This is a genomic window from Idiomarina sp. D18, assembly GCF_057748155.1.
On the sequence record NZ_CM173240.1, the window covers coordinates 1,809,053 to 1,829,773 of the forward strand.

General features: G+C 50.6%; 20 protein-coding genes. 3 read left to right on the forward strand and 17 right to left on the reverse strand.

Features of this window, described 5'->3' with window-relative positions:
* Positions 1-9: 9 nt before the first annotated feature.
* Genes AC3AP5_RS08785 through flhA form a run of 11 tightly spaced genes read right to left on the reverse strand, consistent with a single transcriptional unit; the run spans position 10 to position 11,787 of the window.
* Positions 10-513 (reverse strand): chemotaxis protein CheW, encoded by a 504-nt coding sequence (locus tag AC3AP5_RS08785; RefSeq protein WP_006954905.1) that lies wholly within the window; start codon positions 511-513, stop codon positions 10-12.
* Between the two features lies 1 nt (position 514).
* Positions 515-1,366, reverse strand: a complete 852-nt coding sequence (locus AC3AP5_RS08790; RefSeq protein WP_487326531.1) for a chemotaxis protein CheW — start codon at positions 1,364-1,366, stop codon at positions 515-517.
* 8 nt (positions 1,367-1,374) lie between these two features.
* Entirely contained in the window at positions 1,375-2,148 is a 774-nt protein-coding gene (locus AC3AP5_RS08795) for a ParA family protein (protein ID WP_487326532.1), read from the reverse strand.
* Positions 2,149-2,151: 3 nt separating this feature from the next.
* Positions 2,152-3,330 (reverse strand): protein-glutamate methylesterase/protein-glutamine glutaminase, encoded by a 1,179-nt coding sequence (locus AC3AP5_RS08800; protein WP_487326533.1) that lies wholly within the window; start codon positions 3,328-3,330, stop codon positions 2,152-2,154.
* 15 nt (positions 3,331-3,345) lie between these two features.
* Positions 3,346-5,502, reverse strand: a complete 2,157-nt coding sequence (locus AC3AP5_RS08805) for a chemotaxis protein CheA (RefSeq protein WP_487326534.1) — start codon at positions 5,500-5,502, stop codon at positions 3,346-3,348.
* 13 nt (positions 5,503-5,515) lie between these two features.
* Positions 5,516-6,256, reverse strand: coding sequence for a protein phosphatase CheZ (locus AC3AP5_RS08810; RefSeq protein WP_487326535.1), 741 nt, complete (start codon positions 6,254-6,256; stop codon positions 5,516-5,518).
* Between the two features lie 11 nt (positions 6,257-6,267).
* Complete coding sequence (gene cheY / locus AC3AP5_RS08815) at positions 6,268-6,651, reverse strand: chemotaxis response regulator CheY (RefSeq protein WP_006954899.1); 384 nt, start codon at positions 6,649-6,651, stop codon at positions 6,268-6,270.
* Positions 6,652-6,687: 36 nt separating this feature from the next.
* The gene (fliA, locus tag AC3AP5_RS08820) at positions 6,688-7,413 is read right to left on the reverse strand and encodes an RNA polymerase sigma factor FliA (RefSeq protein ID WP_487326536.1); all 726 of its coding nucleotides are present in this window, start codon (positions 7,411-7,413) and stop codon (positions 6,688-6,690) included.
* Entirely contained in the window at positions 7,406-8,278 is an 873-nt protein-coding gene (locus tag AC3AP5_RS08825; protein WP_006954897.1) for a MinD/ParA family protein, read from the reverse strand. Before AC3AP5_RS08825 ends, fliA begins: the two co-directional genes overlap by 8 nt.
* Positions 8,279-8,325: 47 nt before the next feature.
* Positions 8,326-9,633, reverse strand: a complete 1,308-nt coding sequence (gene flhF / locus AC3AP5_RS08830) for a flagellar biosynthesis GTPase FlhF (RefSeq protein WP_487326537.1) — start codon at positions 9,631-9,633, stop codon at positions 8,326-8,328.
* A 15-nt stretch (positions 9,634-9,648) separates the two neighbouring features.
* A complete protein-coding gene (gene flhA, locus AC3AP5_RS08835) occupies positions 9,649-11,787 on the reverse strand; it encodes a flagellar biosynthesis protein FlhA (RefSeq protein WP_006954895.1) in 2,139 nt (712 codons plus the stop codon).
* A gap of 165 nt (positions 11,788-11,952) precedes the next feature.
* Between flhA and AC3AP5_RS08840 the strand changes: the two genes are divergently transcribed.
* Genes AC3AP5_RS08840 through AC3AP5_RS08850 form a run of 3 tightly spaced genes read left to right on the forward strand, consistent with a single transcriptional unit; the run spans position 11,953 to position 13,366 of the window.
* The gene (locus AC3AP5_RS08840) at positions 11,953-12,372 is read left to right on the forward strand and encodes a hypothetical protein (RefSeq protein ID WP_286682033.1); all 420 of its coding nucleotides are present in this window, start codon (positions 11,953-11,955) and stop codon (positions 12,370-12,372) included.
* Complete coding sequence (locus tag AC3AP5_RS08845) at positions 12,363-13,016, forward strand: PulJ/GspJ family protein (protein WP_487326538.1); 654 nt, start codon at positions 12,363-12,365, stop codon at positions 13,014-13,016. The genes AC3AP5_RS08840 and AC3AP5_RS08845 overlap by 10 nt, the downstream gene beginning before the upstream one ends.
* 44 nt (positions 13,017-13,060) lie before the next feature.
* Positions 13,061-13,366 (forward strand): hypothetical protein, encoded by a 306-nt coding sequence (locus AC3AP5_RS08850; protein ID WP_487326539.1) that lies wholly within the window; start codon positions 13,061-13,063, stop codon positions 13,364-13,366.
* Here AC3AP5_RS08850 and ispH read toward each other — a convergent pair.
* The 6 genes from ispH to murJ all read right to left on the reverse strand — a co-directional run bounded on the left by ispH (position 13,341) and on the right by murJ (position 20,703).
* Positions 13,341-14,270, reverse strand: coding sequence for a 4-hydroxy-3-methylbut-2-enyl diphosphate reductase (ispH, locus tag AC3AP5_RS08855; RefSeq protein WP_487326540.1), 930 nt, complete (start codon positions 14,268-14,270; stop codon positions 13,341-13,343). The two genes, AC3AP5_RS08850 and ispH, sit on opposite strands and share 26 nt — an antisense overlap.
* 18 nt (positions 14,271-14,288) lie before the next feature.
* Positions 14,289-14,729 (reverse strand): FKBP-type peptidyl-prolyl cis-trans isomerase, encoded by a 441-nt coding sequence (gene fkpB / locus AC3AP5_RS08860; protein ID WP_006954889.1) that lies wholly within the window; start codon positions 14,727-14,729, stop codon positions 14,289-14,291.
* Between the two features lie 2 nt (positions 14,730-14,731).
* Complete coding sequence (lspA, locus tag AC3AP5_RS08865) at positions 14,732-15,265, reverse strand: signal peptidase II (RefSeq protein ID WP_487326541.1); 534 nt, start codon at positions 15,263-15,265, stop codon at positions 14,732-14,734.
* Positions 15,258-18,092: an isoleucine--tRNA ligase gene (gene ileS, locus AC3AP5_RS08870; protein ID WP_487326542.1), complete on the reverse strand. Its 2,835-nt coding sequence runs from the start codon at positions 18,090-18,092 to the stop codon at positions 15,258-15,260. The genes lspA and ileS overlap by 8 nt, the downstream gene beginning before the upstream one ends.
* A gap of 47 nt (positions 18,093-18,139) precedes the next feature.
* Positions 18,140-19,066 (reverse strand): bifunctional riboflavin kinase/FAD synthetase, encoded by a 927-nt coding sequence (gene ribF, locus AC3AP5_RS08875; RefSeq protein WP_487326543.1) that lies wholly within the window; start codon positions 19,064-19,066, stop codon positions 18,140-18,142.
* Between the two features lie 74 nt (positions 19,067-19,140).
* Positions 19,141-20,703 (reverse strand): murein biosynthesis integral membrane protein MurJ, encoded by a 1,563-nt coding sequence (murJ, locus tag AC3AP5_RS08880; protein WP_487326544.1) that lies wholly within the window; start codon positions 20,701-20,703, stop codon positions 19,141-19,143.
* Between the last annotated feature and the right edge of the window lie 18 nt (positions 20,704-20,721).

Genomic DNA, 20,721 nt, shown 5'->3' on the forward strand with positions numbered 1-20,721 from the left:
CAAATAGTTTTATCCTAACCGCGAAATTTCATCCCACTCTTCATCGGTCAGCATTTTATCTAAGTCGACAAGGATCAACAACTCGCCATCTCGGTTCGAGACGCCTTGAATAAACCGCGCGCTTTCTTCGGTACCCACGTTCGGTGCGCTATCGATCTCAGATTTCTTCAGATAAACCACCTCAGCAACGCTATCAACGAGAATACCGATGACTTGCTTATCCGACTCAATAATCACGATACGTGTGTTATCGGTGATTTCGTTTTCTGGCAAACCAAAGCGCAGACGTGTATCAATAACGGTGACCACGTTGCCACGCAAATTAATGATACCGAGTACATAATCCGGCGCACCCGGCACTGGCGCAATCTCGCTGTAGCGCAACACTTCTTGCACCTGCATGACGTTAATGCCGTAGGTTTCCTCTTCGAGCTGAAAGGTCACCCACTGAAGCACTTCATCATTGCTATCGACTTCAGCTTGTTGTTTTGTTTTGCGGTTTTCAGTTGCCATACTATGACTCCGATTCATTGTGTGGGCCATTTTGCGTATGACCCAAGCCTTTATCTAGCAGTTTAATTAATTCGTTTACATCGAGTAATGCGCACATTCTATTGCGCACGACACCCGCGAGCCAAGGTCGCTTTTGATTGGGGCCATTACGCCATTGAATCGCATCGGGCTGCAAGGGTTCGCTATCGACCAGTTCCTCGCACAACAGTCCCCATGGGCTATCACTCAATGTAATCATATACTCGTATTTAATACCGTCTTCGACTTCTGCGGTGAGCTTTTCGGGCATCACCCAGCGTGCGGTATCAACCGCCTGTAGCTTGTTACCACGCTCGTTCATGATGCCTTTAAACCAACGCGGTTTGCCAAACAGTGGACTGATTTTACCTAACGTGTGAATGCCACCTAAGCTCTTTAAGGGCACGGCGAGTGTCAGCCCTGCCACTTTAAAAAATAACGCTTGGAAGTCATTCTCTTGGTATTCCATCATCGCGTCGGTTGGCGGCGGCGTTGCGCCGTCATCTTGCATATCGGCGTCAACCGCAGTTTCTGTAGCTTTGGCGACTTCCGTCTGCGTAAAGTCCTGTTCGGCTACCGACTCCGGCACGTCCGGCACAGACTCTGGTTCCGGTGCCCGTTCAGATTCCGGTGTCAATGCTGGCTCGGTTTTCAGCGCAGGTTCTGGTTCACTCACAGGCTCAGGCTTAAGCGTCTGGATCTTAGGCATAGCGCGCTCAAGTAATGCCCGCACAGGCGAGTCATCGAAATCAACCGGCGCGGGCTCTTCCTCTAGCAATAGGGCATCGAGGTACTCGGTCATGGCTTGTTCACTTTGGTAGTTTGAGCGACTCACATGACCTCCTATAGGTTCAACTGCTGCAGATAAGTCAGCAGGGTTTGATAAGCCAATACGCCGCGCGATTGAGGCGCAAACATGGAAGGCGGTAACTGTTCATTACTCGCATCACGGAACTTTGTATCAATTGGAATCATGCCATTCCACACGCTTTTACTGTAACGCTGTGCCAGCTTTTTATAGGTATCTAACGACGCCCGCGTCCGTTTATCGTACAGGGTCGGGATAATCGTATACTGATGCGCTTGTCCTCGAGATTTTTGGATTAAAGCGAGCGTTCGCATCATTCGTTCTAAGCCTTTCAAAGCGAGTGGTTCGGTTTGTACCGGAATTAATACTCGCTCACAACATGCCAAGGCGTTGACCATCAGTACCCCCAGCACGGGTGGCACATCAATTAGTACGTAATCATAACGATGCTCGACGTGCGCTAACGCCCGTTGCAGAACCAGCCCCATACCGCCTTGGGTACCGAGCTTACGGTCTAGCGTCGCGAGCGCCATACTCGCGGGCATGACATCGAGGTGCTCATGTTCGGTCGCGACAATCGCACTTTTCGTTGTTTCTTTATCAACGTTTTTACCCATCGCGAACACGTCGTACGCAGTCGCATCGAGCTCTTCTGCATCAATACCGAAATAAAAAGTAAGCGATGCATGCGGATCGATGTCGATACACAACACGCGTTGACCTCGCTGTTGCAATAAGCCGGCTAACGCCACTGTTGTAGTCGTTTTACCTACGCCGCCTTTTTGGTTTGCGATGGTCCACACATGCATGGCTTAATCTCCGTAACCGACTTCGGTCAGTAACGCACTCGCCATTTGGTTTAAACTGACACTGCGGGTTGAAATACCCGCGCTTGCGACCGCTTGCGGCATGCCGTACACGACACAGCTGGCTTCATCCTGTGCCCAGATGGTTGCACCCTGCTCTTTAAGCATGCGCGCGCCCTCGCGACCATCCGCACCCATCCCGGTTAAAATGACTCCCAGCACTTTACCACCGTAAGCTTTGGATAAGCTGGCAAAGGTCAGGTCGACACTGGGTTTATAGGTGATACGCCCGGAGTTATCTTCGCGAATTCGTAAGCGTGCTGCTCCGGCTCGCCCTTCCACTAACATTTGTTTACCGCCGGGGGCTAAATAGGCAACTCCAGGCTGTAAGTTATCGCCATCTTCCGCTTCTCGCACGCGGATTTTGCACAAGCCATCGAGTCGTTGCGAGAACGCTTTGGTAAACGCCGCTGGCATGTGCTGTACCATCACGATCGGATACGGAAAGTTCTGTGGTAGCTGCGTCAAAATTTTTTGTAGCGCGACGGGTCCTCCGGTGGAGGTTCCTATCGCGAGTACTTGGTATGCTCGATTAATGGTTAGCCGTTCGGTCGCAACCGGTGCGGCAGTCGACGGTGCTTCACGCGGCGCCGGTTCACGCGCGATTGTCGAGCGCGTGGATGTACGATCGCCAAAGGTCCGAGAACGGCTGCTTTCACGCGGCGTTATTGAACGCGGGGGTGGCGTTGGGCTGGTTGTACGTGCTGGAGGCCGACGGCGAATGCTCGGTTTGGCAGCTATTGCAATGACGCGATCCTGCAGGGTTTTGACTGCTTCTTCGCGATTGCGTGCAACGTCTTCGAATTTCTTTGGTAAAAAGTCCGCCGCGCCTGCTTCTAGCGCGTTCAGTGTTGCCGTCGCGCCTTCGTGCGTCAACGAGCTAAACATCAAAATAGGACAAGGTGCATCACGCATGATTTCACGGACTGCGTCGATGCCGTTCATCACGGGCATCTCGATATCCATGGTGATGACATCGGGACGTAAGCTTTTTGCTTGCTCAACGGCTTGACGGCCATCGTTTGCTGAACCGATGACTTTTATCTGACTATTACTTTCAAGAATCTCTGTTACTCGGCGTCGGAAGAACGCCGAGTCATCGACCACTAAAACACTCACTGTCATTTTTAGTGTTACCCGTTATCGTTTCGCGTAGTACTTGAGCATACTTGGCACATCAATGATTAACGCGATACCACCATCACTGGTAATGGTCGCTCCCGCCATGCCTGGCGTCCCTTGCAATAGTTTATCAAGTGGTTTTATCACGACTTCTTCTTGACCGATCAGCGCATCGACCACAAAACCCACTTGTTGGTTGCCGATCTGCACCACAACCACGTGACCGTTTTCGTTTCGCTTATTACGCTCTGGTCGGCGCGTCAGCCAATGCTCTAAGAAAAATAGAGGAATCGCTCGTTTACGCACGATCAATGTCAACTGACCATCGACGGTATTGGTCTTTGCCATATCCAAGTCGATAATTTCACTGACCACGGCGAGCGGCAGTGCAAACGTCTGATCTTTTACCTCGACCATTAAGGTCGGTAAGATCGCCAGCGTGAGCGGTACTTTGATGAGTAGTTCAGTGCCTTTACCGAGCTCTGATTCAATTTTAATACTACCGTTCAATTGACTGATTTTGGTTTTTACCACGTCCATTCCGACGCCACGACCCGAGATATCCGACACTTGCTCTTTGGTTGAGAAACCGGCGGCAAAAATCAGATTGTAGGCATCTTCGTTGGACATACGCGCGGCGGCATCTTCATCGAGAACGCCCCGTTTAATTGCGATTTGTTTGAGTTTTTCGGCATCCATCCCCGCACCGTCGTCTTTAATAGACAACATAATGTGGTCACCCTCTTGTGACGCCGATAGCGTCACCATTCCCTCGCGGGGTTTGCCTTTTGCTTGGCGCTCATCGGGCATTTCGATGCCGTGATCGACCGAGTTGCGCACCAAATGCACCAGTGGGTCAGCGAGTGCTTCGACTAAATTTTTATCGAGGTCGGTTTCTTCGCCGTGCATCTCGAGATTAATTTCTTTTTTCAGGCTACGTGCCAGATCACGCACGACCCGCGGGAAGCGGCCAAAAACTTTCTTGATAGGCTGCATCCGGGTTTTCATCACCGAGCCTTGTAGATCGCCGGTTACGACATCGAGGTTGGCGATGGCTTTGCTCATTTCTTCGTGCTTTTGATCGTCACTGTTGCTGAGGCTTAACAGGCGGTTTCGTACTAACACGAGCTCACCGACCATGTTCATGATCTCATCAAGACGTTTGGTATCCACTCGCACAGTGGTTTCTGGGGGCGGTGGTGGCGGCGCGGCGGGCTTCTTCGCCGGCTGCTTGGCTTGCTCTTTTGATGGTTCAGCTTTTTTCGGCTCGGGCTGTTTAGGCGCTGCTTTTTGAGGCTCGGGCTTTTTGGCTGCTGCGGGTTGTTGCGCTGGCTTTTCTGCGGCTTTGTTGACTTTAGGCGCATTGCCTTTGCCGTGCAGATCGTCGAGCAGCGCTTCAAACTCGTCATCGGTAATTTCGTCGCTGTCGCTTTTGCTGGCTGATTTTTGTTCTTCTTGCTGTTTTTCTGCGCTGGTTGGGGCTTTACCCGAACCGTGGAGTTCGTCGAGCAAGGCTTCGAATTCGTCGTCTGTGATCTCGTCGTTATCGGTGTGGGTGTTTGGTGCTTCTTTTTTATTGGCTGTTTTTGAGGCACCGGGACCTTGGCCTTTGCCGTGGAGTTCGTCGAGCAGGGCTTCGAATTCGTCTTCCTGGATGTCGTCGACTGTGTTTTCGGCGTCGTTTGTCGCGCCAGAGGCGCGACGTACGTCGGTATCGGCGGCGGCATCATTTGTCGCGCCAGAGGCGCGACGTACGTCGGTATCGGCGGCGGTGTCGTCGTCAGATTCGGGTTGGGAGAGCTTGTGGAGGGTTTCGAGGAGCTCGCTGTCAGCGGCTTCGGGTTCCTCTCGCGCTTGTAATTGAGCAAATTGGGCATTGATGGTGTCGAGCGCTTGCAGGATCACGTCCATGAGGTCAGACGTGACTGTGCGTTGTCCGTTACGCAAGGTATCGAACACGTTTTCTGCGCCATGACAGGTATCGACCAGCGCCGAAACGGCAAGAAAGCCGGCGCCCCCTTTTACGGTATGAAATCCTCTAAAAATCGCATTGAGGAGATCTTTGTTTTCGGGGTCGTTTTCTAATTGAACGAGTTGCTCGGATAACTGCTCGAGGATTTCTGCTGCCTCGATTAAGAAATCCTGTAAGATCTCTTCGTCCATCTCAAAGCTCATGCGCTGCTCTCTCCTAGAAACCTAAGCTTGATAATAAGTCGTCCACGTCATCCTGATTTTCTACAACATCGTCGCGTTGCTCAGGGTTTATGATCGGTCCTTCTGCTGCATTCTTATCGACTGCTTTTACATTTTGTTTAGCTTGAGATTTTTGCTCTTCACCAAACAACTTGAGCAGCTCGATCAGATTTTTCTCAACGTCTTCTACGAGTTGAATCACCCGACGGATGATCTGACCGGTAATATCTTGATAGTCCTGCGCCATGAGCACTTCTGTCATCAAACCATGGATCTGCGGCATGTTTTGTCCACATTCGCGCATTAACGCATCGACTTGATGACACATTTCTTTGAATTCATTTAACTGAATATCGTTGCTCATGAGTCGTTGCCACGCAGGCATCACTTGCTCCACGCGCTGATGCATCTCATCCGTCATGGGCAGGCAGGCTTCGACGGCGTCCATCGTGCGGTTAGCCGCGTCTTCTGTTTTTTCAATCACATATTGCAGACGGTTCTGCGCATCGGGCAAATCGTCTTGTGTCAGTTGCATGATACGCGGATCGAGTTGGAAGTCTTGCAAGGCTTCATGCAGGTCTCGGGTGAGTTGCCCGACAGAGGTGAACAACTTGTCATCATGCTCTTGCTGGAAATCGTCTAGCCATTGATCGGCTTTAGACTGCTCTCCCGCTTCAAGCCACTCAACCAATTGCTTCGCTTGCTTGAGCGATATGCTTGCTGATGGTTTTACCATAGCCGTGCCCACTAACTGATACGTTCAAAGATTTTATCGAGCTTCTCTTTCAACGTTACAGCGGTGAAAGGCTTCACAATGTAGCCGTTCACACCGGCTTGTGCGGCTTGAATAATTTGCTCACGTTTGGCTTCGGCCGTGACCATTAACACGGGTAAGTGCGCGAGGTCATCGTCTTTACGAATTTCCTTAAGTAAGTCGATACCTTGCATCCCCGGCATGTTCCAGTCAGTTACGACAAAATCAAAGTCACCTTGTTGGAGCATCGGTAATGCGGTGTTGCCATCGTCAGCTTCTTGGATGTTGGTGAATCCAAGGTCACGAAGAAGATTTTTGATGATTCGTCTCATTGTTGAAAAGTCATCAACAACAAGAATTTTCATGTTTTTATCCAAAGCTCCCTCCACTTGGGCTCTCGATTACTACGATAATTACTCTACCCAGCTCTGCATGCGTGTTTTTAGGCGCATCATTGCTTGGCTATGAATTTGGCTCACGCGTGATTCGCTCACGCTGAGAACTTCACCGATTTCTTTCAGGTTAAGTTCCTCATCATAATACAACGAAAGCACTAATGCTTCACGTTCGGGTAAACCCGAGATAGTTTCGACGAGTGCGCGATGAAAGGCATCGTTTTCAACGTCTTTCTGCGGCTCGTAGTTTGCACCCGTTACTTGCTCAGGCATAATAGCATCTTCGGAGACGCCTAGATCTTCAATTCCTATAATTCGTCCCGAGTTTACATCGCGCAAAATGGCGTGGTATTCCTCAAGCGACATTTCTAATTTTTCGGCGACTTCGACATCTTTGGCATCGCGCCCGGATTCGTTCTCGACCTGTCGAATCGCTTCGAGTACGCGCCGATGATTGCGATGCACTGAGCGCGGCGCCCAGTCACCACGGCGTATCTCGTCTAACATTGCGCCGCGAATACGAATGCCCGCAAAGGTTTCAAAGCTCGCTCCTTTGCTATTGTCAAAGTTTCGCGCTGCTTCCAGTAAGCCAATCATGCCGGATTGGATCAGATCATCGACCTGAACGCTCGCGGGAAGACGCGCCATCATGTGATGAGCTATGCGCTTCACGAGCCCCGTGTGTTGTTCGATAATCGCTTGGCGATTATCGGCATGGGCACTGTAAACAGCCGCTTTATTCATTGGCAACATCCTGCTTCTTACCGTTATCGGCCGATCCTATTAATTGTTCAAGGAAAAATTCGAGATGCCCGCCAGGCTGCGCCGGCACTGGCCAGTCGAGCGCACGCTGCGCAAGGGCTTTAATTGCTAATGACGCGGGAGACCGAGGCTGCATTAAGACCAACGGTTTTTGTTTGCGTACCGCCAGACGAATATTGTCATCGAACGGAATTATGGCGGCCAATTCTATCGCGACATCTAAAAACCGATCTGTGACTTTAGTCAACTTATTGAATAGCAGTTGCCCTTCGCGCAAATTACGCACCATGTTGGCAACCACTTTAAATTTGAATACGTCCTGCTCTTTACTGAGCACTTTCATCAATGCATACGCATCGGTGATTGAAGTCGGTTCATCACACACCACAAGTAATACATCTTGCGCGGCGCGTGCGAAGCGTACGACCGTGTTACCGATACCGGCGGCGGTATCGACAACCAAGACATCAAAATCACCTTGTAGGTCGCTAAAAGCGCGGATAAGTTCGGCGTGCTGAGTCTCGTTCAGCTCTATCATTGAGCGCGTTCCGGAGGTGGCGGGCACGATTTTGATACCGGCGGGGCCTTCAATCAAAATATCTCTCAGTTCGGCTTGTCCACTGAGCACATGTGAAAGATTTTTTTGCACGCGCAGCCCAAGCATCACGTCGACATTGGCGAGACCTAAATCGGCATCCAATACCAATACGCGTTTGCCTTGTTCGGCCATCGCAATCGCCATGTTTAAAGAGATGTTAGTTTTACCCACACCGCCCTTACCACCGGTTACTGCAATGACTTTGACTTTGCTCTGTTTCATCTTTCTTAAGCCACTTGCTTGATCCATGCGCTCTAACTCTTACTGCTGGTTGATGCTTGATTCGTTAAGGCCCATCACTGGACCGCCTGCCAACTTGATTTTGGCATGTCTGACACATTCGAACAAATGCTTTTATCATACAAGCGCTCAGCCTCGGTCACCATATAATGTTCATCAGCTACACGGATATCCTCGGGTACTTGTTGACCATGAGTCAAGTAACCGACGGCGAGACCTTGTTCGATAGCAACACTGATACTCTCACCTAAGCTTAAGCACTCATCTAGCTTAGTAAAGATGCACCCTGCTAGCGGCAGTGTTTTGAATTGCTTGACGGTATCGTTTAGCACTTGTGTCTGCGCTGTAGCAGATAATACCAAATAAGGACGAATTCTGAGACGTTTATTCTGCAGAATTTGTCCAAGCTGTTCGCTCAAGCGCTTATCGCGTTGGCCCATACCCGCCGTATCGATAAGAATCAGACGCTTATCACGCAGGCTCAGCATCGCATCTGCCAGTTCTTTGGCATCGTTTGCGATTTTTACAGGGCAGCCGATGATACGACCATAAACTTTTAATTGTTCACTGGCGCCGATACGGAACGTGTCCGTGGTGATTAAAGCGACCGAGTCAGATCCATGACGCTGGGCATAACGTGCAGCGAGCTTGGCGATGGTGGTGGTTTTACCAACACCCGTTGGCCCGACTAAAGCGACCGCACCGCCACGAGTCAAAATATCGTCATGGGTGGTATTGAGCTGACCTTCAAGAAGCTGTAGCGCTTGCTCCCAACTATCCTCGATATCATCGCCTTCGGGAATAAAGCATGCGATTTGATCGGCAATACGCTCACTGATCCCCATTGTCATTAGCCGCTTAACGAGTAATGCTCGCATCGGTTCTTCGCGTTCGATTTCCTGCTTCATCAAACCGCTTAACTGATGTTGCAACAGATTTTGAATACCTTTGATTTGCGATTTCAGCTCAGCGATTTCGCTTGCACTGCCGCCGCCCACATAATCTGGAATATGATTGTCGGGCTCGGGTTCTTGCCAACTTGGTTCATCACTCGCTGAGGTGGTCACTTGAGGCTCCGGCTCGCTATATGTCTGCTGGGGCTGTGATGGCGCAGCTTGCGACTCCGCCTGGCGCGCTAAAATTTCGGCGAGCGAATTGGCTGGCGTGGACTCTGTCTCAGGTGCAGGCGTCGGTGCAGGTTGTGGCGCCGCAGGTGACTCGGCATCACCATCGATTGCCGCTACGATCTCGACGCCGCCGTTGACCTTTTTGTTCGACATGATAACGGCATCGGGTCCGAGCGTTTCCTTTACTTGCAATAACGCACGACGCATATCCTCAGCAAAAAAGCGCTTCATTTTCACAGGTCAATCCCCCTATCATTGAGCTGCTGGTTGTTGTTGTCCACCAATCGAGCTCACAATTCGAATCTGTTTATCGTCTGGAATTTCTTGGTAACTCAGTACCCGCATTCCGTCTGTTGCGTGTCGCGCAAAACGCGCCATCGTTGAACGAAGGAGCCCAGATGTCAGTAAAACGGATGGCTCGCCGTTCATCTCTTGCTGTTGATGAACATCTTTCAACGACTGCTGCAGGCGTTCTGCTAGGCCAGGTTCAATGCCTGCGCCTTGTTGTTCGGCTTCATTGCCTGCTGCCTGTAAAGACTGATGCAACATTTGTTCCAACTCTGGCGCCAAAGTAATGACAGGGAGTTCTTGCTGGCCTTCGGAGATGTCTTGAACGATCAGTCGGCGTAACGAAATACGCACTGCCGCAGTTAACACATCGGTGTCTTGAGTGCGTCCGGCGTACTCGACTAATGTTTGTACAATGGTACGCATATCGCGAATAGCGATGCCTTCATCCAGCAAGTTTTGTAGCACTTTGACAAAATTGCCCAGTGACAATAAATCGGGTACCAGACCTTCGACTAATTTCGGATGACTGCGACCGAGGCGATCGAGTAACTCTTGTGCTTCTTCATGACCGAGTAGCTGGGATGCGTGATTGGTTACGATTTGGCTGAGGTGCGTTGCCACAACGGTTGCCGCATCGACCACGGTGTAGCCCATGGTTTGCGCATTATCGCGTTGTTCAGGTCGGATCCATACCGCTTCGAGCCCAAACGCAGGGTCGGTGGTTTTTTCGCCTTCCAGCTCGCCAAAAACTTGACCCGGATTAATCGCGAGTTCGCAATCATGACGGATCTCGGCTTCGCCCATGGTCACCCCCATCAGCGTGATGCGATAACTGTTAGGACCGAGATCGAGGTTGTCGCGAATATGGACGGCAGGCACAAGGAAGCCAAATTCTTGCGACTGCTTTTTACGGACTCCTTTGATGCGCGATAATAGTTCGCCACCCTGACTTCGATCGACCAACGGAATTAAGCGATATCCGACTTCTAAACCGAGCGTATCCACGTGACGCACGTCGTCCCAACTGAGTTCCTTTTGCGCCAGCTGCTGTTGTTGCTCTTGCTGCTGTTGCTCAACCTGTTCAGTTTCTTGGCTCTCGGCATGACGCATTTTGTAATAAGCCGCGCCGGCCAATACAGCCGACATGGATAAAAAGGCAAAGTGCGGCATACCTGGAATAACACCCATCGCAAAGAGCACCGCACTTGAGATGACCAACACTTTAGGGTTGTTGATGAGCTGGAACACCACCGCATCACCCATATCTTTGGTGTCGTTCTCGCGCGTGATAATGATTGCTGTAGCCACAGAGAGTAAAAGTGCGGGGATCTGTGCTACCAAACCATCACCGATGGTGAGCAAGGTGTAAACCTCAATCGCCTGACCAAACGACAGGTTGTGCTGGATCATGCCAATTAAGAAACCACCCACCACGTTGATGAGCAATATTAAGATACCGGCAATGGCATCGCCCTTAACAAATTTACTGGCACCATCCATGGAGCCATAGAAGTCGGCTTCACGGGTAACATCACTTCGGCGCGCTTTGGCTTCCTCTTGATTGATTAATCCGGCATTGAGGTCAGCATCAATCGCCATTTGCTTGCCGGGCATCGCATCCAAAGTAAAACGCGCTGTCACCTCTGAGATACGCCCGGCGCCTTTAGTGATAACGATAAAATTGATAATAACCAAAATCGCAAACACCACCAAACCGACAGTATAGTTGCCACCGATAACCACACTACCGAACGCCTCAATAACACTACCGGCGGCACCGGGGCCTTCGTGACCATTCAGCAACACCACACGGGTGGAGGCCACGTTCAGTGACAGGCGCAAGACCGTGGCGATGAGTAGCACCGTAGGAAACGCGGCAAAATCGAGCGGGCGTTGGGTATAAACGGCGACCAACATCACTACGAGTGAGAGCGTGATAGAAAACGAAAACAACACGTCGAGTAAGAACGGCGGAATCGGTAGTACCACCATCGCCAATATTGCCATGACGGCGAGCGGGGTACCGAACCCTTTAATTAAGTGTGAGTTTGCCTGTGCTAACCCTTTTAAATTGTTCAGTTTTGCAGCACCACTTGCCATACTTCGTTTCCTGCGCGTCAAAAAAATGATTCTCTGCCGAACAGATACAAGTTTTATGCCAACACAATCAGCTTATCGCTTACGCTCGTATCGGATGACTCGGCTAGGTATTTCGGGTGTTTAGATTTAGCTTTGTGCGAGGTGTGATGTAAGAGGAACGAAGTGATGCCGAGTAGCTTGCTCGAATGGTCTGTCTGCTCTTTGTTGAGTTTAGTATTAATGGGCGCAGGCGTGCCCGCGATGCAAAATACCACCTCACAACTTGAGGCACGAGCGCTGGCGTTGCGCGGACTCAACTTGTTGCAAGCGTACCAAGCGCGCGCACAAGCGCAAAAACGTCATATTAAAGTGCCCCTGACATTCATTAAGCATGCGTTAGATACACGAGGGTGGCAGTTTTCGAGTAATTATGATGACGAGACGCGGCCGTTGACTTTTTATGCGCCGCAAGGATACGCCCGCGCCGGTCGTTTGAATATGCACAAAGGTGAGCTTCATTTACGCTGGGTGATTAGTGCCTTAGGTCGCGTACGCTATTGCAATGCCGGCACTGCCGAACTTCCGGGGGTTGCGACATGTGTTTAGCCCGATGTGCTGCAGCTCGCTATCGTCGTGGCATGGCGCTGATAGAGTTAATGGTGGCTTGCCTGCTAATGGCGCTGCTCGCTAGCTCATCGGTGCAAGTTATCCTTTGGCAGTTGACGACGGTAACATCGGCGCTAAAGCAAGCCCATACGCCACTTGAAATACACAGTCTGGCGTTGCAATTGGGCCGCGATATACTCGGCAGCCAGTCGATTACTTTACACTCGGGTTCCAACGGTCAGTCGTGCTATATCATCTTAACCGCAGCCGAAGATCAGGTGGGTTATCGGCTTAACGACGGTGTTTTGCAGTATCACGGTAATGCAGTTAATTGTGATGGGCGTGGTTGGCAGGGACTCTCTGTGGCACAGAGCGTACCCCTCACGCAATTTGAGATTATTTCAATGAACGCCGGCTATCTTATCCGTCTCGCCAGCCCCAAGTTCGCCGTCGAGTTACCTCTGAGTCATTTTAATGGAATAGATAGGAGCGCCGCCCATGAGCAGCTTTATGACTCCCCTAGTGTCGCTGATTGGCATACATGCGTTGATCATGCTCTTTGCAGCCAACCAGCTGAGTCTGCTTTCACAACGCTTCATTTGGCAATGGCAACAGTATCAAAGCCTACAACAACACGCCTATGAGCAAACCAAAGCACAGAGGCTCGGCACTTATGGAGGCGATGGTTATGACCTTGATCATGAGTATCGCACTCGCCAGCGGGCTCACGACAGTACAACTTACACAGATGGAGCTCGCTCAATTGGCACAGCGTCAGCGCGCGCTTTTAGCGTTGCAACGCGCGCAACAGTCACTGATGGACATCGTCAACAAAGATGATTTAGCACGTTGGCATGCAAAGGCTGCTGAAATTAGGGTAGAGAAAGTATGGCATTCAGCACGGCAAGCCACATGTTGGCTTACCCATACTGAACTCGATGGGGCAATACCCGTGTTTATTGAACTGACTAGCGAAGATCCGGCGGAATACTAAACGTAATGTTTTCCTCGCGCCCTTCGCGCTCACTGACGGTTTTACCGCCCCATGTTTTTAATTGCTCGATCACTTCACGTACTAAGACTTCGGGCGCCGAGGCTCCAGCGGTCACCGCCACACGGTCAATATCGTTAAGCCATTCGCGTTGGATGCCATTGGCATCATCAATCAAATAAGCCGGCGTGCCTATTTTTTCTGACAATTCGCGCAACCGGTTGGAGTTTGAGCTGTTTTTTGCACCCACCACCAACATTAATTGCGCTTCCTCAGCTAATTGACGTACCGCATCCTGACGGTTTTGTGTGGCATAGCAGATATCATCTTTACGCGGTCCGTTAATAGTTGGAAAGCGTTGACGCAAAGCATCAATCACATCCGCCGTATCATCCACCGACAGCGTCGTTTGACTCATGTAATGTAGATTATTTGGATCTTTTATCTCGAGCGTACCCACATCCTCGGGTGACTCCACCAAGTAGATGCCGCCCTTCGGGTTCGCGTATTGCCCCATCGTACCTTCGACTTCTGGGTGCCCCGCATGGCCTATCAACACACACTCATGACCTTTTCGACTCGCTCGAGTGACTTCCATGTGCACTTTGGTGACCAACGGACACGTCGCATCAAAGACTTTTAGTCCCCGATCCTTTGCATTTTGACGTACTGCTTGTGACACGCCGTGCGCACTAAAAATGACAATTGCTTCATCGGGTACTTCATCGAGCTCCTCAACAAAGACGGCTCCCGCATCACGTAGCTTATTGACCACATATTTGTTATGGACGACTTCATGGCGCACATAAATGGGTGGTTCAAATATCTCAAGCGCTCGCTCGACGATGGTAATGGCGCGATCGACGCCGGCACAAAAGCCTCGTGGGTTAGCGAGTAGTATTTGCATAATTCCTCCGTGTGCCCGTTACGGCTCCACGCTAATAATTTCAACTTCAAAAATCACCGTTTGGCCTGCCAAAGGGTGATTAAAATCGATGGTCACGGTGGGTCCTTCGATTTTTCTCACGATACCTGGTAATTCTGTACCGTCCGGCTGAGTAAAAGCGAGGATAGCGCCCACTTCGGGTTTGGTCTCGTCGCTGAATTTAGACGAATCAACATAATAGTAATTGTCGGGATTAGGTTCACCAAACGCATCTTCAGGTGGCAAGGTAAACTCTCGTTCACTGCCTGGACGCAAGCCAATTAAACACGCTTCGAAGTTTTCGGTTAAGCTACCGTCGCCCATCCGAAACTTAGCCGGTTTGCCCGACATCCGCGTACTATCAGCCACTGAGCCATCGCTTAGCTTGATAGTGAAATGCATGACCACTTCGCGGCCATCTTCAATAGGTAAACGTCCCACGACTACTCCTTACCTTGGGTCTCTTCTGGATCTCGGCGATTATCAATAAACGCTTCTAGTAGCATAAGTATGGCGCCTAATGTAATTGCACAATCTGCCACATTGAATGCTGGCCAGTGCCAGCCTTGATAATGGACGTCGAGAAAATCAATAACATAGCCAAATACAAAGCGATCCGTCACATTGCCAATGGCGCCTGCCAAAATCAACGAAAATGACAAATTTTGACGCCAAAAGCTCACATCATTGCGACGCAACCAGATCAGCAATACCACACTGACGGCGACCGCTATCAGAGTAAAGAACCAACGTTGCCAGCCGCCACCGTCGCTTAAGAAGCTAAATGCCGCACCGTAGTTATGCACGTATGTGAGGTTAAAAAGACCATCAATAATAATGCGACTTTCGTATAGCTCGAAATCGCTCGCTACCCACCATTTGGTAAGTTGATCGATGATAAAAATCGCCACCGTGACCCACAGATACTGCAGGCCCGATGCACGTTTGTTAGGCTTTACTGATTGAGCTTTAGGCAAAGTGACGCTCCTCCCCTGCCCCGTCAATATTGCTTACGCAACGCTGACATAGATCGGGGTGCTCGCTGATTTGACCGACTTCTTCACGGTGATGCCAGCAACGCTCACATTTTTTGTGAGCACTTGCAACCACAGCCACGGCGAGCGGTAATTGCTCGGCTTTTACCGCGCTCTCTGGTGCATCCGCAAGGTCCGCAACTGATGCTTCTGAGGTCAGTAGCGCAAAACGTAACTCCGCACCTAAGCGCTTCAGTTTTTCGGCGAGTGCCGTATCCGCATATAAGGTTACTTCAGCTTGCAGCGAGCCACCAATGACATCATCACGACGCGCTTGTTCAAGCGCTTGGTTAACCGCATCACGTACATTTAGTAGCTCAATCCAGAAGGTATTTTCCTCGCTACTCACGCCGGCAAACTGTTCAAAGCCTTCATACCATGCTTGAGTAAATACGTATTGCTCGCGTTCACCCGGCAACAGATCCCAGATTTCTTGCGCGGTAAAGCTACAAATCGGCGCCATCCAACGTACTAATGCTTCGGCAATATGATGCAATGCTGTCTGACACGAGCGGCGCGCCAAGCTATCCGCTTTAGCGGTATACTGGCGGTCTTTAATGATATCCAGATAGAAACTACCCAGTTCAATCGAGCAGAAGTGCATCAGTTTTTGTACCACCGACAAGAACTGATAGTTGTCGTAGGCATCCACCAGTTGTTTCTGTAAGTCAGCTGCACGGCCAACAATCCAACGGTCCAACTCGACCATCTCGTCCATCGGCACTTGGTGCTGCTTAGGATCGTAACCGCTCAAGTTCGCTAACAAGAAACGCGACGTGTTACGGATACGGCGATACGCATCGGCTGAACGTTTGAGGATCTCATCTGATACGGTCATCTCGCCTGAATAATCTGCCGAAGCGACCCACAAACGTAAGATATCGCCGCCGAGTTTATTCATTACGTCCTGCGGCGCAACTACGTTACCGATTGACTTCGACATCTTGCGACCTTGCGCGTCTACGGTAAAGCCGTGCGTCAGCACTTGACGGTATGGCGCTTGTTCATACATCGCGACACCCGTTACCAATGAACTTTGGAACCAGCCGCGGTGTTGGTCAGAACCTTCAAGGTATAAATCTGCTGGCCAGCTTAACCCCGGGAATTCACGTAATACACAATGGTGAGTCACACCCGAATCGAACCAGACATCCAAGGTGTCGGTCACTTTACGATATTTGTCCGCTTCATCACCTAACAAGGTCGCCGGATCAAGATCGAACCATGCCTGAACACCGTCTTTCTCGATAAGCTGAGCGACTTGTTCCATCAGCTCAAGGGTGTTGGGATGCAGCTCTTCGGTTTCGCGATTGACGAAAATCGCAATCGGGTTACCCCACGTCCGTTGACGGGAGATACACCAGTCTGGACGGCCTTCAACCATCGACTCGATGCGGCTTTGCCCCCACTCGGGTACCCAACGCACTTGCTTGATTTGCTCAAGCGCTTGGCTACGTAAGCCTTTTTGATCCATGCTGATAAACCACTGTGGTGTAGCACGGAAGATAATCGGCGTTTTATGGCGCCAGCAATGCGGATACGAGTGCTTATAACGCTCAGCGTGCATCAAGTTGCCTGCATCACGTAAGGCATCGATAATAGGCTCATTCGCCTTGAACACGTGCTGTCCAGCAAAGCGCGGCGTATCTTCTTTGTAAACACCGTTGTCGCCCACCGGGTTATAGACTTCTAGATCATATTTTTGACCCACCAAGAAGTCATCCACACCGTGGCCCGGTGCGGTATGCACACAACCTGTACCGCTTTCGGTGGTAACATGGTCGCCCATGATCACCGGCACTTTGATATCAAATAATGGGTGGTCGAGCTGCATCAGCTCAAGCGCTTTACCTTTGCAGAAGCCTAACTTGTGATAGTGATTGATGCCCCAACGGTCCATACAATCATTTACCAAGTCACTCGCAAGAATGACACGCTCAGCCTGTTGGTCGTCAGTTGCTTCGATTTGCACTAACGCGTATTCAAGTCCTTCGGCAAGCGTCACTGCACGGTTAGCCGGCATAGTCCATGGCGTGGTGGTCCAGATCACCATGCTCAGTTTACCTTGACCTTGATGCCTTTTTGGCGTTGTGAACGCCGCCAGTGCTTTGTCGCTATCCGTGAGCGGCATGCGCACATCGATAGCGGGTGATTCTTTATCTTTATACTCGACTTCTGCTTCGGCTAATGCTGAACCACAATCTGTACACCAATGCACAGGCTTAAAGCCCTGATGCAAATGACCTTTATCGATGATTTTAGCAAGCGCGCGCACACTATCCGCTTCTTGCTTAAAGTTCATCGTTAAATAAGGATTATCCCAGTCACCCAATACACCCAACCGTTTAAAGTCTTCGCGCTGCTGGTCAATTTGCGTCTGCGCGTAGTCACGACAGTGTTTACGGAACTCCGCCAAGTCGAGCTTTTGGCCCGGTTTGCCGTGCTTTTTCTCGACTTGCAGTTCGATAGGCAAGCCATGACAGTCCCAGCCTGGGGTGTAAGGTGCATCAAAGTCGCTTAGGGTTTTCGACTTAATGATAATGTCTTTGAGAATTTTATTGACCGCATGACCAATGTGGATCTGACCGTTTGCGTACGGAGGTCCATCGTGCAAAATAAAACTTGGCTTGCCCTGTTTGGCTTTACGGATCTCGCCGTAGAGATCGTCTTGATACCATTGTTTGAGCATGCCCGGCTCGCGTTTCGCGAGATTTCCGCGCATTGGGAACGCCGTTTCCGGCAAGTTTAATGTGTGCTTATAATCACTCATGGGTCACTGTTTCCATTTTCCGCATATTTACTGACTATCGTGGCCGTTCAACTTAAAAGTGCTCGGGCACGAGCGGCATCTTTCTCTATTTGCTGTTTTAAATGTTCGAGCGAAGCAAAGCGCTGCTCGGATCTTAATTTGGCGACCGGTGTCACGGTTGCGTGCTGACCGTACAGGTTGCCTGAAAAATCAAATAAATGCACTTCTAATTGGACTTCATCGCCGTTAAGCGTAGGTCGCGTACCTAGGTTGGCGACACCATGGTACGTGTCTTCAGCGCGGCCGACATTGATTTTTACCGCGAATACGCCGTGTAGCGGGCTTTTTAGCCGCTTTAATGGAATATTAGCCGTGGGGAAGCCAATGGTACGGCCATTTTTACGACCATGCACGATCTTGCCCATCATTTGATACGGACGCCCCAGCATACTTTCGGCACGCTCAAAGTCGCCCTCGGCAAGTGCCGCGCGAATCGCAGTACTGCTGACCCGCAGTTGTTGCTGACGGTAGCTGCGCGTATCGACGACTTCAAAACCAAGCCGTTTACCCTCGCGTTGTAATAACGCGAAATCGCCTTCGCGTTTGTAACCAAAGCGAAAATCGTCACCCACCACTAAAAATTTAACACCGAGTTTTTCGACCAATACATTCTCAATAAATTCGATCGGCGGTTGGCTTGCAAATTTACGATTAAACTCAATCACTAAATGGCGGTCGATCTGCTGGTCGCGCAGCGCTAAATATTTTTCTCGCCAATTAGTGAGTCGCGCCGGTGCTTTTTCGGGCTGGAAGATTTCTTGCGGCTGCGGTTCGAATGTCATCACCGCGGCTGCCACACCCAGTGCGCGCGCCTGCGCTTTTACTTGCGCCAGCACGGCTTGATGACCAAGATGTACGCCATCAAAGTTACCAATGGTAAGCACGCATCCATGATGTTCTGAGCGCAAGTTGTGTATGCCGCGAATGAGTTCCATAGCCGAACAAAGTACCACTAATTAAATGTATAAAAATAACTCGGGTGAGATTATAACCGATGCTGCGTTCAGAATCAGTATTCTTGCGCACGCAAATGGCGTGGTCTTAATCCACTCAGCATCAACACCAACAAATAGACCCCCGCACCTACGCCAATAATTTGCGCTAATTGCCAAGGCCGCGCAACGAGCGACATTTCACGCCATTGCTGGGTTGATGGGGTCAGCCATAATACCACCCCGACCATCACCGCTACCGCAGCCACTACGCGGATGATGAAAGACCAAGTTCCCGGCTGTGCTACAAGGACACGTTCTCGATAGAGTGTGATGCCGAGCAACAAGGCGTTGAGTGCCGCCGATGCTGCCGTTGCCATGGCTAAGCCAACATAGCTAAACGGAATGGCAAAAGCGATATTCAGCCCCATGTTTGCGACCATCGCAATGATGCCAAATTTAACCGGTCGTTTGGTATCTTGACGCGAATAAAACCCAGTCGCTAAGACTTTGACCAGCATAAAGCTCAACAGCCCCGCCGAATAAGCCATCAGGCTGTAGGATGCCATCTCGGCATCGTTTGGCGTAAATGCGCCGTGCATAAATAACACCATTAGCATGGGCTCGGCGAGGAAGAAAAGGCCCGCCATCGCCGGTAAACCGAGCAAGAGTACCATCCGGATCCCCCAGTCAAGTGTCGCCGAAAAATTTTGCGTTGATTGGTCGACATGGCGCGAGGACAGCGCGGGCAGAATTACGGTGGCAATCGCAATACCAAATAGGCCCAACGGAAACTCAAGTAAACGATCAGCATAATACAGCCAGCTTATAGAGCCGGTCATCAGGAAGCTGGCGATGAGGGTGTCTAACAATAAGTTAATTTGACTCACAGAGACGCCAAAGATTGCGGGTAACATCAGCTTTCGAATGCGCGTAACACCACTATCGTGCCAGCCCCAACGCGGTCGAGTGAGCAGCCCTGCGCGTTTTAGAAAGGGAAGTTGAAATAGAAACTGGATTAAGCCACCAAAGAATACCCCCCAGGCTAGACCAAACTCAGGCTGCTCAAGGTTAGGCGCCAGCCAAATCGCGGCTGCAATAATCGCAATATTCAAGAAAACAGGCGTAAATGCGGCCACAGCAAACTTACCCAGCGTATTGAGTATAGCGCCCGCCATCGCGGTGAAGGTGATAAACCATAAATAGGGAAAGGTGATACGGAGTAGATCGCTCGCCAGCACAAACTTCTCACTTTGTGGGCCATCGTTCCACCAATCTAAAAACCAACCGGTGCCAAACAGCGCAGTCACAACCGGGGATGCGATCATGCCGACGAGTGTCACGATGGTAACAATGGTTCCGAGTGTTCCCGAAACCCGTGCGATCAGAAGTCGCTGTTGGTCGAGGGGTTGCCCTTGTTTGTACTCGGTCAGCACTGGCACGAAGGCTTGTGCAAAGGCACCTTCGGCAAATAACCGACGTAAAAAATTAGGAATTTTATTGGCGAAAAAAAACACGTCCGCGGCGGCACCTGCGCCCATGAGATTCGCAATCACTACATCACGTACGAGGCCAAGCACTCGTGAAATCAGAGTCATTGCGCTGACGATGAATCCTGAACGTAGCAAGGCTTTAGACACGACTTCTCCTGATCGGAC

Bases quoted from the DNA above. Each gene is read 5' to 3' on its own strand.
- AC3AP5_RS08800 (WP_487326533.1), bottom strand. From the start codon at position 3,330: ATGACAGTGAGTGTTTTAGTGGTCGATGACTCGGCGTTCTTCCGACGC.
- flhA (WP_006954895.1), bottom strand. From the start codon at position 11,787: ATGGCAAGTGGTGCTGCAAAACTGAACAATTTAAAAGGGTTAGCACAG.
- AC3AP5_RS08785 (WP_006954905.1), bottom strand. From the start codon at position 513: ATGGCAACTGAAAACCGCAAAACAAAACAACAAGCTGAAGTCGATAGC.
- AC3AP5_RS08850 (WP_487326539.1), top strand. From the start codon at position 13,061: ATGACCTTGATCATGAGTATCGCACTCGCCAGCGGGCTCACGACAGTA.
- AC3AP5_RS08845 (WP_487326538.1), top strand. From the start codon at position 12,363: ATGTGTTTAGCCCGATGTGCTGCAGCTCGCTATCGTCGTGGCATGGCG.
- AC3AP5_RS08825 (WP_006954897.1), bottom strand. From the start codon at position 8,278: ATGGATCAAGCAAGTGGCTTAAGAAAGATGAAACAGAGCAAAGTCAAA.
- AC3AP5_RS08795 (WP_487326532.1), bottom strand. From the start codon at position 2,148: ATGCATGTGTGGACCATCGCAAACCAAAAAGGCGGCGTAGGTAAAACG.
- fliA (WP_487326536.1), bottom strand. From the start codon at position 7,413: ATGAATAAAGCGGCTGTTTACAGTGCCCATGCCGATAATCGCCAAGCG.
- AC3AP5_RS08805 (WP_487326534.1), bottom strand. From the start codon at position 5,502: ATGAGCTTTGAGATGGACGAAGAGATCTTACAGGATTTCTTAATCGAG.
- ispH (WP_487326540.1), bottom strand. From the start codon at position 14,270: ATGCAAATACTACTCGCTAACCCACGAGGCTTTTGTGCCGGCGTCGAT.
- AC3AP5_RS08810 (WP_487326535.1), bottom strand. From the start codon at position 6,256: ATGGTAAAACCATCAGCAAGCATATCGCTCAAGCAAGCGAAGCAATTG.
- AC3AP5_RS08840 (WP_286682033.1), top strand. From the start codon at position 11,953: ATGCCGAGTAGCTTGCTCGAATGGTCTGTCTGCTCTTTGTTGAGTTTA.
- ileS (WP_487326542.1), bottom strand. From the start codon at position 18,092: ATGAGTGATTATAAGCACACATTAAACTTGCCGGAAACGGCGTTCCCA.
- ribF (WP_487326543.1), bottom strand. From the start codon at position 19,066: ATGGAACTCATTCGCGGCATACACAACTTGCGCTCAGAACATCATGGA.